At 63.8% G+C, this 15,652-nt stretch carries 15 protein-coding genes; 11 read left to right on the top strand and 4 right to left on the bottom strand.

Features of this window, described 5'->3' with window-relative positions; all coding sequences use genetic code 11:
* Window positions 1-4: 4 nt before the first annotated feature.
* Window positions 5-724 (bottom strand): IclR family transcriptional regulator, encoded by a 720-nt coding sequence (locus LRQ04_RS17135; RefSeq protein ID WP_014922101.1) that lies wholly within the window; start codon window positions 722-724, stop codon window positions 5-7.
* Between the two features lie 114 nt (window positions 725-838).
* On the opposite strand from LRQ04_RS17135, the gene leuC reads away from it, so the two are divergent.
* From leuC to LRQ04_RS17105, 6 genes are all read left to right on the top strand, one after another.
* A complete protein-coding gene (gene leuC, locus LRQ04_RS17130; RefSeq protein WP_235521522.1) occupies window positions 839-2,290 on the top strand; it encodes a 3-isopropylmalate dehydratase large subunit in 1,452 nt (483 codons plus the stop codon).
* A 9-nt stretch (window positions 2,291-2,299) separates the two neighbouring features.
* Window positions 2,300-2,902: a 3-isopropylmalate dehydratase small subunit gene (gene leuD, locus LRQ04_RS17125; protein WP_235521521.1), complete on the top strand. Its 603-nt coding sequence runs from the start codon at window positions 2,300-2,302 to the stop codon at window positions 2,900-2,902.
* A gap of 229 nt (window positions 2,903-3,131) precedes the next feature.
* Window positions 3,132-4,457, top strand: coding sequence for a UDP-N-acetylglucosamine 1-carboxyvinyltransferase (gene murA / locus LRQ04_RS17120; protein ID WP_235521520.1), 1,326 nt, complete (start codon window positions 3,132-3,134; stop codon window positions 4,455-4,457).
* 11 nt (window positions 4,458-4,468) lie between these two features.
* On the top strand, window positions 4,469-5,242 hold the full coding sequence (locus tag LRQ04_RS17115; RefSeq protein WP_235521519.1) for a 1-acyl-sn-glycerol-3-phosphate acyltransferase: 774 nt from the start codon (window positions 4,469-4,471) through the stop codon (window positions 5,240-5,242).
* Window positions 5,239-6,291: an NAD(P)H-dependent glycerol-3-phosphate dehydrogenase gene (locus LRQ04_RS17110; protein ID WP_235521518.1), complete on the top strand. Its 1,053-nt coding sequence runs from the start codon at window positions 5,239-5,241 to the stop codon at window positions 6,289-6,291. The genes LRQ04_RS17115 and LRQ04_RS17110 overlap by 4 nt, the downstream gene beginning before the upstream one ends.
* Complete coding sequence (locus LRQ04_RS17105; RefSeq protein ID WP_235521517.1) at window positions 6,291-7,427, top strand: D-alanine--D-alanine ligase family protein; 1,137 nt, start codon at window positions 6,291-6,293, stop codon at window positions 7,425-7,427. The genes LRQ04_RS17110 and LRQ04_RS17105 overlap by 1 nt, the downstream gene beginning before the upstream one ends.
* A gap of 42 nt (window positions 7,428-7,469) precedes the next feature.
* Here the strand turns inward: LRQ04_RS17105 and LRQ04_RS17100 are convergent, their stop codons facing one another.
* The gene (locus LRQ04_RS17100) at window positions 7,470-7,979 is read right to left on the bottom strand and encodes a DUF3515 domain-containing protein (protein WP_235521516.1); all 510 of its coding nucleotides are present in this window, start codon (window positions 7,977-7,979) and stop codon (window positions 7,470-7,472) included.
* Between the two features lie 121 nt (window positions 7,980-8,100).
* On the opposite strand from LRQ04_RS17100, the gene thiL reads away from it, so the two are divergent.
* Genes thiL through rsmD form a run of 4 tightly spaced genes read left to right on the top strand, consistent with a single transcriptional unit; the run spans window position 8,101 to window position 13,034 of the window.
* Window positions 8,101-9,114: a thiamine-phosphate kinase gene (gene thiL, locus LRQ04_RS17095; protein WP_235521515.1), complete on the top strand. Its 1,014-nt coding sequence runs from the start codon at window positions 8,101-8,103 to the stop codon at window positions 9,112-9,114.
* A gap of 22 nt (window positions 9,115-9,136) precedes the next feature.
* Complete coding sequence (locus tag LRQ04_RS17090; RefSeq protein WP_235521514.1) at window positions 9,137-10,183, top strand: DAK2 domain-containing protein; 1,047 nt, start codon at window positions 9,137-9,139, stop codon at window positions 10,181-10,183.
* Window positions 10,173-12,428 carry an ATP-dependent DNA helicase RecG gene (locus LRQ04_RS17085; protein ID WP_235521626.1) on the top strand — a complete coding sequence of 752 codons (2,256 nt, stop codon included), beginning with the start codon at window positions 10,173-10,175 and terminating at the stop codon, window positions 12,426-12,428. Before LRQ04_RS17090 ends, LRQ04_RS17085 begins: the two co-directional genes overlap by 11 nt.
* Window positions 12,429-12,467: 39 nt before the next feature.
* Window positions 12,468-13,034 carry a 16S rRNA (guanine(966)-N(2))-methyltransferase RsmD gene (gene rsmD / locus LRQ04_RS17080; RefSeq protein WP_235521513.1) on the top strand — a complete coding sequence of 189 codons (567 nt, stop codon included), beginning with the start codon at window positions 12,468-12,470 and terminating at the stop codon, window positions 13,032-13,034.
* 13 nt (window positions 13,035-13,047) lie between these two features.
* Here rsmD and LRQ04_RS17075 read toward each other — a convergent pair whose 3' ends face one another.
* Both LRQ04_RS17075 and LRQ04_RS17070 read right to left on the bottom strand, forming a co-directional pair.
* Window positions 13,048-13,833 (bottom strand): spermidine synthase, encoded by a 786-nt coding sequence (locus tag LRQ04_RS17075; RefSeq protein ID WP_235521625.1) that lies wholly within the window; start codon window positions 13,831-13,833, stop codon window positions 13,048-13,050.
* Window positions 13,830-15,101: an aminotransferase class I/II-fold pyridoxal phosphate-dependent enzyme gene (locus LRQ04_RS17070; RefSeq protein WP_235521512.1), complete on the bottom strand. Its 1,272-nt coding sequence runs from the start codon at window positions 15,099-15,101 to the stop codon at window positions 13,830-13,832. Before LRQ04_RS17070 ends, LRQ04_RS17075 begins: the two co-directional genes overlap by 4 nt.
* A 35-nt stretch (window positions 15,102-15,136) precedes the next feature.
* Between LRQ04_RS17070 and coaD the strand changes: the two genes are divergently transcribed.
* The gene (gene coaD / locus LRQ04_RS17065) at window positions 15,137-15,637 is read left to right on the top strand and encodes a pantetheine-phosphate adenylyltransferase (protein WP_211713506.1); all 501 of its coding nucleotides are present in this window, start codon (window positions 15,137-15,139) and stop codon (window positions 15,635-15,637) included.
* The last annotated feature ends 15 nt before the right edge of the window (window positions 15,638-15,652 follow it).

The following is a 15,652-nucleotide window of genomic DNA, read 5'->3' as shown; positions in this document are numbered from 1 at the left end:
GGGACTAGTCGTTGTTCTTCCGCAGTGCTTCGGTCAGGACACGGGCAGCGTTACAGACCACTTCGGCGTGCAGGCGGCCCGGTTGGCGGGTGAGGCGCTCAATGGGACCCGAGATGGAGACGGCCGCGATCACCCTTCCGGAAGGCCCACGGACGGGGGCCGAAACCGAGGCGACCCCAGGTTCGCGTTCGCCGAGGCTCTGACCCCAGCCCCGGCGTCGTACTCCTGCCAGGACGGTGGGCGTAAAGCGGGCATTTTGCAGCCCCTCCAGCAGGCGGTCGTGATCTTCCCATGCCAGGAGTACCTGGGCGGCGGAGCCGGCCTTCATGGACAACTGGGTACCAACGGGAATGGTGTCGCGCAGGCCGATGGGGCGTTCCGCGGAAGCCACGCAAACGCGCCAGTCGCCCTGCCGGCGGAAGATCTGGGCACTTTCGCCGGTGGCATCGCGAAGCTGGATGAGGACGGGGCCCGCCGAAGCGATCAGCCGGTCTTCTCCGGCAGCCGATGCCAACTCCACGAGCCTGCTGCCGAGGACGAACCGGCCCTGGATGTCGCGGCTCACCAAACGGTGGTGAACCAGCGCCAAAGCCAGCCGGTGAACCGTGGGCCGGGCGAGGCCCGTGGCAGCTACAAGTTGCGCGAGCGTCGTTGGTCCGGCCTCGAGGGCATCGAGGACCTGGGCCGCTTTATCAATGACACCGACTCCACTAGAATTGTCCATGTAATGATATTGCCGTCTCAATATCTGAGATGCAAGTTGTTTCGCTGGCCTATTTCGCAGCGGTGCTGCTTCAGTGGTCTAGGAACAACCAAACCGCAGTGAAGGGAGCAGGCCGTGGGAAAGACACTGGCCGAGAAAGTCTGGGATGCGCACATCGTGCGCAAAGGTGAGGGCGAAGGAGCCAATGCCCAGCCCGACCTTCTCTTCATCGACCTGCACCTCGTTCACGAAGTGACGTCTCCGCAGGCCTTCGAAGGCCTGCGCCTGGCGGGCAGGAAGCTGCGCCGCGTGGACCTCACTATTGCCACGGAGGACCATAACACTCCAACGTTGGACATCGACAAGCCGATCGCCGACCTGACTAGCCGCACCCAGATTGAAACGCTGCGTGCCAACTGCAAGGAATTCGGCGTCCGCCTGCACTCCCTGGGTGACAAAGAGCAGGGCATCGTCCACGTGGTCGGTCCGCAGTTGGGCCTCACACAGCCCGGCATGACAGTGGTCTGCGGCGACTCGCACACCTCCACGCACGGCGCCTTTGGTGCGCTGGCCATGGGCATTGGCACGTCCGAGGTTGAGCACGTCATGGCCACCCAGACGTTGTCGCTCAAGCCGTTCAAAACCATGGCCATCAACGTTGAGGGAACCCTGCGCCCCGGCGTCACAGCCAAGGACATCATCCTGGCTGTGATCGCCAAGATCGGCACAGGCGGCGGACAGGGCTACGTCCTGGAATACCGCGGCTCGGCCATCCGGTCCCTGTCCATGGATGCGCGCATGACCATCTGCAACATGTCCATCGAAGCTGGTGCACGTGCCGGCATGGTGGCTCCGGACCAGACCACCTACGACTACATGCAGGGTCGCCCCCACGCGCCCGAAGGTGCCGACTGGGATGCCGCCGTCGAGTACTGGAACACGCTGCACACGGACGCTGACGCGACCTTCGACGTCGAAGTCGATTTGGACGCCGACACGCTGGAGCCCTTTGTGACCTGGGGTACCAACCCCGGCCAGGGCGTCTCGCTCTCCGCCAAGGTTCCTTCCCCGGAAGACTTTGGCGATGAGAACGCAAAGGCTGCCGCCGAACGCGCCCTGCAGTACATGGGCCTGGAAGCAGGCACGCCCATGAAGGACATCCGCGTGGACACCGTCTTCCTGGGCTCCTGCACGAACTCCCGCATTGAGGACCTCCGTATCGCCGCGGACATCATTCGCGGCCGGGCCAAAGACCCCAACGTCCGCATGCTGGTCGTCCCGGGATCCGCACGGGTCCGCCTGGAAGCCGAAGCTGAGGGCCTGGACAAGGTCTTCAAGGAATTCGGAGCAGAATGGCGCTTCGCCGGTTGCTCCATGTGCCTGGGCATGAACCCGGACCAGCTGGAGCCGGGGGAGCGTTGCGCGTCCACGTCCAACCGGAACTTTGAAGGCCGCCAGGGCAAGGGCGGGCGCACGCACCTGGTCTCGCCCGTGGTGGCAGCAGCCACAGCCGTCCGGGGAACACTGAGCTCGCCGTCGGACCTCGAGTCCGTTTCCGCGGGCACACTGACCGGAACCGCAGTCTAGGAGGATCCCATGGAAGCATTCACAACCCACACAGGCATTGGTGTACCGCTGCGACAGAGCAACGTTGACACCGACCAGATCATCCCTGCGGTCTACCTCAAGCGCATCACGCGGACCGGCTTCGAAGACGCCCTGTTCGCTGCCTGGCGCAAGGACGAGTCCTTCATCCTCAACCAGGCGCCGTTCAATGCCGGTTCCGTACTGGTGGCCGGGCCTGACTTCGGCACGGGGTCATCCCGTGAGCACGCAGTCTGGGCCCTGAAGGACTACGGCTTCAAGGCCGTGCTCTCCTCGAGGTTCGCCGATATTTTCCGCGGTAACTCCGGGAAGCAAGGCCTGCTGGCAGCCCAGGTTGCCCAGGACGACATCGAGCTGATCTGGAAGGTCCTGGAGAACCAGCCCGGCACCGAGGTAAAGGTGGACCTTGTCAGCAAGACGGTGGAGTGCGGCAACGTCGTAGCTCCGTTTGAGATCGACGACTACACCCGCTGGCGCCTCCTGGAAGGCCTGGATGACATCGGGCTGACCCTCCAGCACGAGGAAGACATCACGGCATACGAAGCAACGCGGCCGTCGTTCAAACCCAAGACGCTGCCGGCGAAGGTTCAGTAGCCATACTGATGGCGCCAGAATTGCGCTGAGAGAGGACCGTCGGAGCCCTATTTGGGGGCCCGGGGGTCCTTTTTCGTGGGCCAATGACCGCCTTGTCACTGGACTTCGGCGCGACGGCAATCCTTGTATCGCCGGGTGCGTCCATTTCGGTTCGGTAACGCGAGCTTCTATGCTTAGCTGGAGCCTTTGTAAGTTTGGGGGGCGAGTAGTCGTGAGGAAACCGGTATAGATGAGTAGTGTTCTGACAATCCGCGGTGGCGTCCCGTTAACCGGGCGAGTGACCGTTCGCGGTGCCAAGAACCTGGTGCCCAAAGCCATGGTGGCGGCGTTGCTGGGCAGTGAACCATCGGTGCTGAGGAACGTGCCGGAAATCAAGGATGTAGAGGTTGTCACCAGCCTGCTGCAGCTCCACGGCGTGACTGTCGTGAAGGACCCCGTGACGGGTGACCTGACGCTGGATCCCCAGGGCGCTAAAACTGCTTCAAGTACCGCTATTGACGCACACGCGGGCGACTCTCGGATTCCCATCCTTTTGTGTGGGCCGTTGATCCATGCCATCGGCGAGGCCTTCATTCCTGATCTCGGCGGATGCAAAATCGGCGACAGGCCGATCGATTACCACCTGAATGTGCTCCGCCAGTTCGGCGCAGTGGTGGAAAAGCGTCCGGGCGGGATCCACATTTCTGCTCCCCATGGCCTGCATGGCGCCAAGATTTCCCTGCCGTACCCGTCTGTGGGAGCCACCGAGCAGGTACTGCTCAGTGCTACCCGGGCCGAGGGCATCACCGAACTCATCGGGGCGGCGACGGAACCGGAGATCATTGACCTCATTGCGGTGCTGCAGAAAATGGGCGCGATCATCAGCGTCCAGACGGACCGCACTATCCGCATCGAAGGCGTCAAGGACCTTGGGGGCTACAACCACCGCGCGCTCCCGGACCGCAACGAATCCGCTTCCTGGGCTTCTGCTGCGCTGGTTACCCGTGGCGACATTTTCGTCGAGGGCGCTTCCCAACGCGACATGATGACCTTCCTGAACACCTACCGCAAGGTCGGTGGCGGCATGGACATCGGCGACGACGGCATCCGCTTCTACCACCCGGGCGGCAAGCTCACCCCGCTGGTCCTGGAAACCGACGTTCACCCCGGCTTCATGACTGACTGGCAGCAGCCCCTCGTGGTTGCGCTGACCCAGGCCGAAGGCGTTTCGATCGTCCACGAGACCGTTTACGAGAACCGTTTCGGGTTCACCGAAGCCCTGGCGCGGATGGGTGCGAACATCCAGGTACACCGCGAATGCCTGGGCAGCGTCCCCTGCCGCTTCGGACAGCGGAACTTCCTGCACTCGGCTGTCATCTCCGGACCCACTCCCTTGCGGGGAACGGACATCGACATCCCGGACCTGCGCGGCGGTTTCAGCCACCTCATCGCAGCCCTTGCTGCGACGGGCACCTCCAAGGTGACCGGCATTGACATCATCAACCGCGGATACGAGCGCTTCACCGAGAAACTGGCTGGCCTGGGCGCCGATTTCGACATCACTACCACCAAGTAGCGGGAGATCCTGTGAAGGAATCGGCCAAGAGCCGTGCCACGTTCATCTTGCTGGCGGGCCTGGCACGCCCCTTGATGAACATCCTGATGAACAAAAAATGGGAGGGGCTGGAGAAACTGCCGCAGGGCGGTTTCATCGCGGTACCCAACCATTGCACCGAGATCGATCCCATCGTCGTGGGGCATATGGTCTACAACCAGAAGCGGCCACCGCACTTCCTGGCGAAGGCCGGACTGTTCAAAGTCCCGGTTTTGGGTGCACTGCTCCAGGCCACCAAACAGATTCCGGTCGAACGCTCGACGGCGGGTGCCAACCGCTCGCTGCAGGTCGCCAAGGAGGTGGTGGACGCCGGTGGCGCCATCATCATCTATCCCGAAGGAACACTGACCCGTGACCCGGACCTGTGGCCCATGAAGGGGCACACTGGTGCTGCCAGGCTGGCGCTGCAGACCGGGGCCCCCGTGGTGCCGATAGCCCACTGGGGTGCCCATGAAGTCTTTCCCAGGTACGCAAAGCGTTTCCACGTCTTCCCGCGCAAGACTGTGCGGGTGCTCGTGGGAGAACCCGTGGACTTGAGCGCCTTCGCAGACCGGCCGCTGGATCGGGCCACGCTGTCCGAGGCCACGGACGTCATCATGGATGCCATCACCACGCTCCTTGAAACACTTCGGGGCGAGACTGCTCCCAAGGAACGGTGGGACCCGGCGATGCACAAGCAGTCCAAGCACGGCCGCTTTGTCGAACGTGGATCCACGGGCACTCCGGAACCGGAGGACGGCGAATGACCCTCGTGGAGAGCCCTGCCGGGATTCCGGAGACCATCGCTGTCCTGGGGGCAGGATCATGGGGGACCACCTTCGCCAAGATCCTGGCTGACGCGGCTGCCGCGTCCGGTGACACACGCAGCATCCGGATCTGGGGGCGGCGCGCAGAGGTCGTGGCTGAGATCAACTCGCTTCACCGTAACGGGCAGTACCTCAAGGACATCGAACTGCCTGCGTCCATTACGGCTTCCACCGACGTCGCCGAAGTGCTGAAGGACGCAACGCTGGTGGTCCTGGCCGTCCCCGCGCAGTCCCTGCGACCGCAACTGGGGGAGTGGAAAGCCCTCCTGGCACCCGACGCCGTGGTGGTGTCCCTGATGAAGGGCCTGGAACTGGGCACGGATGCGCGCATGAGCGAAGTCATTGCGCAGGAACTGGGGCTCCCCGATTCACGGGTAGCCGTGGTGTCCGGACCAAACCTGGCCATGGAAATCGCCAGGGAGCAGCCCACCGCCTCAGTTGTTGCCTGCAGCGACAACGAAACAGCGGCTGCCATTGCGCTTTGTTGCACCGCGCCGTATTTCCGCCCTTACACCAGCACCGATGTGGTTGGTGTGGAGATCGGCGGAATCGTCAAGAACGTCATTGCCCTGGCGGTGGGTATTTGCGAGGGACGCCAGATGGGGGACAACACCAAGGCATCGGTCATCACCCGTGGGCTGGCGGAGACCTCCCGTCTTGCCCTGGCTTTGGGTGGAGAGGCCCTGACCATGGCCGGGCTTGCCGGTCTCGGTGACCTCGTGGCTACCTGCTCGTCGGCGCTTTCCCGTAACCACACTGCCGGCCGGCTGCTCGGCGAAGGGCTCAGCCTGGAACAAGTGACAGAACAGATGACCCAGACTGCCGAGGGCATCAAATCAGGCCCGGCCGTCCACGAGCTCGCCGGCAAATTGAATGTCGAAATGCCCATCACGGCAGCCGTTGTGGCTGTGCTTGAAGGCAGAATGTCCGTTGATGACCTGGGGCCGCGACTGCTGGCCCGGGCGCTGAAGTCCGAAGGCGACTACTGATGGTGACTGAAGATTCCACTCCTGCTACACACCGCCCCCGGGTCGCGATCCTCTTTGGTGGGCGCTCAAGTGAGCATGCGGTCAGCTGCGTCACGGCGGCCGGTGTCATGGGTGCCATCGACAGGGAAAAGTATGAGGTCATTCCCATCGGTATCGCGAAGTCGGGACAATGGGTCCTGGCGTCAGGCGACACCAGCCAATGGTCGTTGAGCTCGGCAGCGCTTCCCGAGGTGACGCCGTCGGGCCGGACTGTGACCCTGGCGGAGGTCGGCGGCGAACACCAGCTGATCGTCACCGAGCCCAATGCGGTTCCCCAGGAGCTGGGTTCGGTCGACGTCGTCTTCCCGCTGCTGCACGGGCCGTGGGGCGAGGACGGAACTGTCCAGGGTCTCCTTGAATTGTCCGATACACGCTACGTTGGCGCCGGTGTACTGGCCTCCGCAGTGGGCATGGACAAACACTTCATGAAGGTGGTTTTCGAAGCCGCCGGATTGACCGTGGGGCCGTATGTGGCCGTGACTGACCGTGACTGGCTCACTGATGCGGAGGCTGTCCGGAAGCGCGTCGACAAGTTGGGGTTCCCGGTGTTCGTCAAACCGGCCCGGGCAGGTTCCTCCATGGGCATTTCCAAAGTGGATTCACTGGAGGGGCTCGACGCCGCCATCGAGGAAGCCCGCCGGCACGATCTCAAGCTGGTCATCGAAGCAGGAATCGTTGGCCGGGAGATTGAGTGCGCCGTTCTCCAAGGACGGGGCACCGACGTTCCCCGCACCTCCATGCCCGGCGAAATTGCGGTGGCAGCCGGAGAGCACCAGTTCTACGACTTTGCTGCCAAATATGTGGAGGACGGCGCTGCGGCCCTCAGTTGCCCGGCCGACATGCCGGACGAGGCCATCGCCCGCGTACGGGAGCTGGCCGCCGTCGCTTTCGACGCCGTTGGTGCCGAAGGACTCAGCCGCGTCGACTTTTTCTACACCCCGGCCGGCGAGCTGATCATCAATGAGATCAACACCATGCCGGGCTTCACCCCCAAGAGCATGTACCCGCAAATGTGGGCGGCATCGGGGCTGGGCTATGCCGAACTGATCGATGAACTGATCCAGCTGGCGCTGACCCGCAAGACTGGCCTGCGCTAACTCACGACTGGCCTGCGCTAACTCAGAACTGGCCTGCGCAAACTACTTGCCGGTCGGCAGGTTCTGGAGGTCTTCCTGGCCGACGCACTTGCCGGTTGCCTTGATCTTGCCGACTGCCGCGGTGAGTTCGGTCAGGACCGTGGCGGAGCTGATGTTGGCCGCTTCCAGCTTGACGGGGTCGATCAGGATTTCCGTGGCCGGTTCCCGGCCGAACGTTGTCAAGGTGTAAACGGGGTCGCCTTCCTTGATGACCCAGTCGACGCCGTTGACGCTCACGCAGCGGTCTGTGGTGGGGCCGGGAACATTCACGCCGCACCGGAGGATCACCTGCGACGGGTCACCCCATGCTGCGGTGGCCTGGCTGTTGGTCTTGCGGAGCGCGGCGTCCCCGATCCGGTCCGGGAGGGCCACCATCATCGGGGCACAGGCAGGATTGGCCGCATCCGAAGCTGCCGTGACGTCCACGGCCGGTGAGCAGGCCGTGATTGCGAGGGTTGAAGCAACGGCCAGTGACGCGGACATGGCAGTCCGTCGGAGGGTCTTGTGGTGCATGAATCAAGCCTATCCCGCGTGTGCTGGCCCGCAGATTAGCGTTGTCCGGGTCACAATCCGGTATGACCCATGGAAACGACCCCGACGCTATCCTGTCGGTGGATCGCGATAGCGTAGAGCCGTGCCAGCAGAACAATTGATCGTCCAAGACCTTTCGGAGTCCGAGCTCCTTGCCCGGATCTTTCCGCGCCTGAACCGCAGTCCAGGCATATTGTTGGGGCCCGGGGACGATGCTGCCCTGGTTGCCGCTCCGGATGGCCGCACCTTGATCTCCATCGACACCCAGACCCAGGACCAGGACTTCCGGCTGCAATGGAACAACGGTTACCGGACCACAGGGTTTGATGTCGGGTGGAAAGCTGCGGCCCAGAACCTCAGCGATATCAACGCCATGGGGGGTACGGCTACTTCGCTGGTGGTCAGCTTGACCATGCCCCCGAGCACTCCGGTGGAATGGGTCGAGTCCTTTGCCGATGGCCTGACTGCGGCCATCACCGCGTTGGGCCCGATCGACTGCTCCGTTGCAGGGGGAGACCTTGGCCGTGGCAGCGAGATCGCGGTGACGGTCGCCGTCGTCGGTTCGCTGGACGGTCTTGCACCGGTGGTGCGTTCGGGCGCGAAACCGGGCCACCAACTCGCCGTGGCCGGCACGCTGGGCCGGGCCGCGGCCGGCTGGGCACTCCTTGAAAGCGACGTTCCGCTGGGCAGCCTGGCAGCAGAACTCCGCGCCCTGGTGGACAACCAGTGCCGCCCCCTGCCTCCTCTGGCGGCGGGCCCTGCCGCCGCGCGGGCTGGCGCCTCCGCCATGTTGGATATCTCGGACGGCCTTTTACGCGACGGCAACCGGCTCGCCTCGGCCAGCGGGGTAATCCTGGACTTCGACCCCACGGCCCTGAAGGCGTACGCGGTACCCTTGGAGCCGGCAGCAACACTTCTGGGCGCCGATGCCATGTCCTGGGTCCTGGGTGGCGGGGAGGACCACGGCCTCCTGGCTACGTTCCCAGCTGGAATTCAGCTACCGGAGGGCTTCACTGCGATAGGCTCGGTTCAAGCCGTTGTCGAGCCGCCAGGCAGCGGTATCCGGATTGCCGGGCACGCCGCTGACACCGTTGGATGGGATCACTTTGCAGACTAAGATCGCCGCGAATGCGCACGCCATGAAACGCTGGCTCGGCAAAGCGGAAGTAGTCCTGGGGAACCATAGTGACCGCCTCAACGCGATCAACATCTTTCCTGTAGCCGACGGCGATACCGGCACCAACCTTTACCTCACGGTTCGGGCTGCGGTCACGGCCCTGGGTGGCACCACGCCGGATTCCACCGAAACGGGCAACGACGTGGGAGCGGTTCTTTCCCGGGCCGGCCAAGCTGCCATGGAGCAGGCACGCGGCAACTCCGGTACCCTCTTCGCCGTCTTTCTCTGCGCAGCAGCTGAGCCCCTGAACGGCAAGTCGCGCCTGAGCGCGCCGCTGCTCGCAACTGCCTTGAACAGGGCACAAATCAGGGCGTGGTCGGCGTTGAGTGAACCTGTTGCCGGCACCATGCTCTCGGTCCTGGAAGCGGCCGCCAATGCGGCCCAGGCCGTGGAAGCGGCCCAGAACGGTGATGACAGCAACCATGCCTTGGGCCTTTCGCTTGATGCCGTGGTGGATGCCGCCTACCAGGCCGTTGTCCGCACCGAAGACGAACTCGCGCAACTCCACGAAGCCCGCGTGGTCGACGCCGGGGGCGTTGGCATGCTGCTGGTGCTCGACTGCCTCCGCTCGGCTGTCCTCGGCGAAGAGCTCCAGGATGAGCTGTTGGACGGACTGCACGGCTACAAACTGCAGGATCCCCATATCCATGAGCACATGCCTGCCGACGACGGTGTGGAAGTCATGTGCACCATCAGCCTGTCTCCCTTGAACGCGGCCATCCTTCGGCAACGCCTGGACGAAATGGGCGACTCCGTGATCATGAGCCAGGTTGGCGGAGCGCAGGGCCCGGAGGACGACGACGAGCCAGCCGTGGAGCCCAGCTACCGTTGGCGGGTACATGTGCACGTCCCCGATCCTGAGCCCGCCGTGGCCCTGATCCGTTCGTTGGGGGAACCCACGGACATCGCTGTCAGCCAGCTTGCGGTTCCGTCCGGCGCCGCCCAGGACACCGCTGCCCAGGACAAGGAAGTACCCGGTGACCCGGGCCAGCCACGGCATGAATTCTGAACTCGAACTGCCCCTGGAACGCCGAATCGGCAAGCGATCCGCTTCCGTCATCGACAAACACCTGGGCCTGAAGACCGTCGGTTCCTTGCTGAACTATTTTCCGCGCCGCTACCTGAGCCGCGGTGAGCTGACGCCCATCAGCAACCTTCCCTTGGACGAGGAAGTCACGCTGATTGCCCGGGTACTGTCCAACACCACCCGGCAAATGCGTGCCCGGCGAGGTTCCATTACCGATGTCGTGGTCACCGATGAAGCCGGCGGAACCAGCGTGCCTGGCACCTTGAAGGTCAGTTTCTTCAACGGTTTCAGGGCCAAGTCGGAGCTTCTCGCGGGCCGCCGGGCAATGTTCTCGGGCAAGGTGACCCGCTACGGTGGTGCCCTGGGCCTGACCAACCCTGACTTCCTGCTACTTGACGAGGATCCCGGGGCTGAAGGCTCCATGGACCCCGAAAAGCTCGCCGCGATGCCCATCCCGGTGTATCCGGCCACCGCGAAACTCACCAGCTGGTCCATCCACAAAGTCATCAGCGCCCTCTTGGAGACCATGGACCTGGATGCGATGAGCGATCCCCTTCCGGAGCGTATCGTTCATCGCGACGGGCACCTCAGTGTGGCCGAGGCATATCGCCTGATCCATTCGCCGGAGACCCCCAAGGACTGGCAGCGGGCACAGGAGCGCTTCCGTTACCAGGAAGCCCTTGTCCTGCAGACAGCCTTGGCGCGCCGACGGGCCCAGCTTGCGGCGGAGGAAGCAACGGCCCGGCGGCCGATCAGCGGTGGTTTGCTGGGCAAGTTCGACCAAAACCTGCCGTTTACCCTCACAGCCGGACAATCCGCCGTCGGAAAGACGCTTGCGGAAGAACTCGCCCGGGACACGCCCATGAACAGGTTGCTGCAGGGTGAGGTGGGATCCGGCAAGACGATCGTTGCCCTCCGCGCGATGCTTCAGGTGGTGGACGCCGGTGGCCAGGCCGCCCTGCTTGCCCCCACTGAGGTGCTGGCCGCCCAGCATTTCCACTCCATCCGGCGGACATTGGGGGAGCTTGCGCGGGACCACGTCTTTGGCGGCGCTGGGATGCTCGGTGGCGATCCCGCTCAGGGTACCGTCCAGGTGACGCTGCTGACGGGCTCCATGCCCACCGCCGCGAAGAAACAGGCCATGCTGGATGCCGCGTCCGGGAATGCAGGCATCGTGATCGGCACGCACGCTTTGCTGAGCGACAAAACGAGCTTCCAGGATCTCGGCTTGATTGTGGTGGATGAGCAGCACCGCTTCGGCGTGGAGCAACGTGATGCCCTGAGGGCAAAGGCACAACGGCCCCCGCACTTGCTGGTCATGACGGCCACGCCTATCCCGCGGACTGTTGCCATGACGGTGTTTGGCGACCTTGAAACGTCCATCCTTGACGAGCTTCCGGCGGGGCGCGCCCCCATTTCAACCCACGTGGTGGGCCTTGCTGAGAACCCCGGCTGGGTGGACCGGATTTGGAAGCGGTCCCGTGAAGAAGTCGAATCGGGCCACCAGGTGTACGTCGTCTGCCCCAAGATCGGATCGGACGACGACGGGGACTTCAGTCCCGGTGAAGCGGAACCAAGTGACGCCGACCTCGCGGACGACGGTGCGTCGCGGGAGCTCGCGTCGGTGACTGCCGTCGTCGAAAGCCTCCTGGATGAGCCGTCCTTGTCCGGAGTTCCGGTGGCACCGCTCCACGGCCGGCAGGACCCGCAGCTCAAGTCCGACACCATGGCCTCGTTCGCGGCCAACCAAACCAAGGTGTTGGTGTCCACCACCGTCATTGAAGTGGGTGTGGACGTCCACAATGCCACCCTCATGGTGATCTTGGACGCGGACCGCTTTGGGATTTCGCAGCTCCACCAGCTGCGTGGGCGGGTGGGCCGCGGAGGACTGCCCGGCACATGCCTGTTGGTGACCACCTTGGAACCAGGTCACCCGAGCCGGCGGCGCCTGGAAGCCGTTGCCTCAACCACTGACGGCTTTGAGCTCTCCCAAGAGGACCTGAAGCTTCGCAGGGAGGGCGACATCCTTGGCGCTTCCCAATCCGGCGGCCGCTCCACACTGAAACTGCTTCGTGTCCTTGACCACGAGGACATTATTGCGCGGGCACGCACTGACGCCCAGGCCCTCGTGTCAGAGGACCCTGTCTTGGGTAACCAGCCGGCCCTCGCTGCGGCGATCGACGACTATTTGAATCCCGAAAAGGAGGCGTTCCTTGAACGCGGTTAAGAGTCCAGGGACGCTTTGTGACCTGAAAGCTACCACCCTATGAGCCGCATCATCGCCGGTGTCGCCGGCGGCAATCCCTTGGCGAGCGTGCCCGGAACAGCGACGCGGCCCACGACGGACCGGGTCAAGGAGGCGCTCTTCTCCCGCTTGGAGTCATTGGCGGTTATTGACGGGTTCCGGGTCCTGGACCTCTACGCCGGTTCGGGTTCGCTGGGAGTTGAGAGCGCCAGCCGAGGCGCCCGCAGTGTTGATTTGGTGGAGTTTGACGCCAAGGCCAGCGATATCTGCCAGCGCAATGCCGACCTGGTGAACCAGGTGCTTGGAGGCAAGAGGGTATCGGTCCACAGGTCAAAGGTGGAATCGTTCCTTGAACGTGCCGGCGAAGCTGATGTGTGGGACCTGGTCTTCCTGGATCCGCCGTACCCGTTGGACGAAGAGGCCCTCAGCGCTGTGCTTGCCAAACTGGCACCGCACCTGGACGAGGCTGCCGTGGTAGTTGTGGAGCGAAGTTCGCGAAGTCCCGAACCCGCGTGGCCGCAGTCCTTGGAATGCTTCGCGGACAAGAAATACGGCGAGACCAAACTGTGGTTCGCGGAGCCGTCCTGAGGCGTGTCCGTGCCTAGCCTGTAATGCGATCGAGGTCGACGCCTGTGAGTACGGCGGCCGGATGCGGTCCGCGGGCAAGGAGCTCAGCGGTCCAACCGGGCGGCCATGGCTTTTGGGTGCCCACCAGGACGATGTTGCCCGGGTACCGCCCCTCGAACATGCCTGATTCGGCAAAGGCGGCGACGTCCGTCATCGCTTCCCGCAGCGCAGCTACCTGGCTGCGTACCAAGGTCAGTGCGGGCTCATCGCCCACGTTGATGATCAGGACGCCGTTCGGGCTTAACCTTGCGGCTGCCTCTTCGTAGAACTCCTGGCAGGCGATATGGGCTGGTGCCTCGGGTCCGGAGAAGATGTCAAGGATAACGACGTCGAACCTCAGGTGGGCGGGCAGCTCACCCAGCGCGTCGCGGGCGTCGCCGATATGGGTGCTCAGCGCCGTGCCGTCGGGCATGGGCAGCTTTTGGAGGACGAAATCCAGGAGTTCGCGCTCGAGCTCAACGGCGTACTGGTCCGAACCCGGACGGGTGGCCTGGATGTAGCGGGCCAAGGTGAGGGCGCCGGCACCGAGGTGCAACGCGGTGATGGGCTTGCCCGGTTCTGCTGCAAGGTCCACCACGTGTCCGATCCTGCGCAGGTACTCGTAGAAGATCTCTGCCGGGTCCTGGAGGTTGACGTGGGATTGTTCTGCTCCGCCGATGCTGAGGACGAAGCTGCCGTTTATCAGGGTGTCGGCCTCGATGGTGGCGTGTTGGCCCGTGGTCCGCAGGAAGCGGGTGGCATGGGGCTGGGCGGGGTTCAGAGCCGGTCCTTGAGCGTGGCCAGGCGTTCGGCAGCTTCTTCCAGAACCCCGGTTTTCTTGCAGAACGCGAAGCGCAGCAGGGAGCGGGTCCGCTCGGCGCCTTCAGGGTGGCAGAACACTGGAACCGGGATTGCTGCCACTCCCACCAGGCCGGGCAACCGCCGTGCCAGGTCTACGGAATCGCTGATGCCCAGGGGGGCGGTATCGACATTGACGAAGTACGTTCCGCTGGGGGAGTACACCCCAAATCCAGCGGCACGCAGGCCCGCGGCGAGGATATCGCGCTTGTGCTTAAGGGTCGTTGCGATGCCGGTGTAGAACTCGTCCGGTAGCGCGAGGCCCACCGCGATGGCGCTCTGGAATGGAGTGCCGGAACTGTAGGTCAGGAATTGCTTCACAGTGCGCACAGCCGCCACGAGGTGTTCCGGGCCGCTCAGCCACCCGATCTTCCAGCCGGTGAAGGAAAACGTCTTTCCGGCGGAGGAGATGGTGATGGTCCGCCCGGCCGCCCCCGGCAGGGACGTGACGGGGATGTGGGCAGGGCCGAATGTCAGGTGCTCGTACACTTCATCGCTGACGATGATGGCGTCGTGCTTTGCCGCCAACTCAACGACCTTTGCCAGGACCTGCTGGGGGAAGACAGCACCTGTGGGGTTGTGCGGGTTGTTGAGGAGCACAACCTTGGTGCTGCTGCTGAACGCGTCTTCCAAGGCATTGAGGTCCGGCATGAAGTCCGGTGCCAGCAGGGGAGCAGTGACGTGTTTGGCGCCCGCCATGCCAATAATGGCACCGTAAGAGTCGTAGAACGGTTCGAAGGTCAGGACTTCATCGCCGGGTTGCACGAAGGCCAGCAGGGCCGCGGCGATGGCCTCGGTAGCGCCGGTAGTGACCAGCACTTCCGAGTCGGGATTCGGGTCCAGTCCGTAAAACCGTTTCTGGTGGGCCGCGATTGCTTCCCTCAGCGCGGGGATGCCCTTGCCCGGAGCGTACTGGTTGGCTCCGGATGCAATGGCATCCTGGGCGGCGGCCTTGATCTCCGACGGGCCGTCCTCGTCGGGGAAGCCTTGGCCCAGGTTGATGGCGCCCGTGGATACCGCCAGCGTGGTCATTTCCTCGAAGATGGTGACTCCGAGCCCTCCATTGGGCGACAACAGGTTCGCTCCGAGGGCTGCCCGCTGCCACGGGGCGGCGCTGCCCGTACCCTGGGGGGATCCGTTGCCGGCGTGGGTATCAAGGGGGCTGATGCCTGCGGATGCCATGGGAGCCATGGTATCCCGGCAGAGCCATGGGGTAGGTTCGTCTCATGAGACGCGCGGTATGCCCTGGATCTTTTGACCCTATCCACAACGGACATCTCGAAGTCATCGCCCGGGCTGCCGGCTTGTTTGACGAAGTTATCGTGGCGGTATCGACGAACTACGCCAAGAAGTACCGGTTCAGCCTCGAAGACCGCATGGAGATGGCACGCGAAACGCTGGCGTCGTTGCGCGGAATCATCGTGGAGCCCATGGGCGAAGGGCTCCTCGCCGAGTACTGCAGGAACCGGGGTGTGTCCGCAATCGTCAAGGGCCTTCGGTCCTCTTCGGACTTTGACTACGAGCTGCCCATGGCCACCATGAACCGTCAGCTGACCGGCGTCGAGACCGTCTTCCTGCCGGCAGAAGCGCATTACGTCCACCTGTCTTCCACCCTGATCAAGGAAATCAGCGTCCTGGGGGGCGATATCTCCGATTTTGTTCCCAAGTCCGTGCTGAAACGGCTCCTCGCTGGCGAGCCGCCCACCGAACCGCCGCGCAAAGGGTAAGCTTGCCGGGTACCT

The sequence above is a fragment of the Paenarthrobacter sp. AR 02 genome (assembly GCF_021538675.1).
Taxonomy (GTDB): Bacteria; Actinomycetota; Actinomycetes; order Actinomycetales; family Micrococcaceae; genus Arthrobacter.
The sequence above is the reverse complement of the archived record's forward strand: the minus strand, read 5'-3'. Positions and strand labels throughout refer to the sequence as shown.

Bases quoted from the DNA above. Each gene is read 5' to 3' on its own strand.
- LRQ04_RS17100 (WP_235521516.1), bottom strand. From the start codon at position 7,979: ATGCACCACAAGACCCTCCGACGGACTGCCATGTCCGCGTCACTGGCC.
- LRQ04_RS17105 (WP_235521517.1), top strand. From the start codon at position 6,291: ATGGTGACTGAAGATTCCACTCCTGCTACACACCGCCCCCGGGTCGCG.
- murA (WP_235521520.1), top strand. From the start codon at position 3,132: ATGAGTAGTGTTCTGACAATCCGCGGTGGCGTCCCGTTAACCGGGCGA.
- rsmD (WP_235521513.1), top strand. From the start codon at position 12,468: ATGAGCCGCATCATCGCCGGTGTCGCCGGCGGCAATCCCTTGGCGAGC.
- LRQ04_RS17085 (WP_235521626.1), top strand. From the start codon at position 10,173: ATGAATTCTGAACTCGAACTGCCCCTGGAACGCCGAATCGGCAAGCGA.
- LRQ04_RS17135 (WP_014922101.1), bottom strand. From the start codon at position 724: ATGGACAATTCTAGTGGAGTCGGTGTCATTGATAAAGCGGCCCAGGTC.
- LRQ04_RS17090 (WP_235521514.1), top strand. From the start codon at position 9,137: ATGAAACGCTGGCTCGGCAAAGCGGAAGTAGTCCTGGGGAACCATAGT.
- LRQ04_RS17070 (WP_235521512.1), bottom strand. From the start codon at position 15,101: ATGGCTCCCATGGCATCCGCAGGCATCAGCCCCCTTGATACCCACGCC.
- coaD (WP_211713506.1), top strand. From the start codon at position 15,137: ATGAGACGCGCGGTATGCCCTGGATCTTTTGACCCTATCCACAACGGA.
- LRQ04_RS17110 (WP_235521518.1), top strand. From the start codon at position 5,239: ATGACCCTCGTGGAGAGCCCTGCCGGGATTCCGGAGACCATCGCTGTC.
- leuD (WP_235521521.1), top strand. From the start codon at position 2,300: ATGGAAGCATTCACAACCCACACAGGCATTGGTGTACCGCTGCGACAG.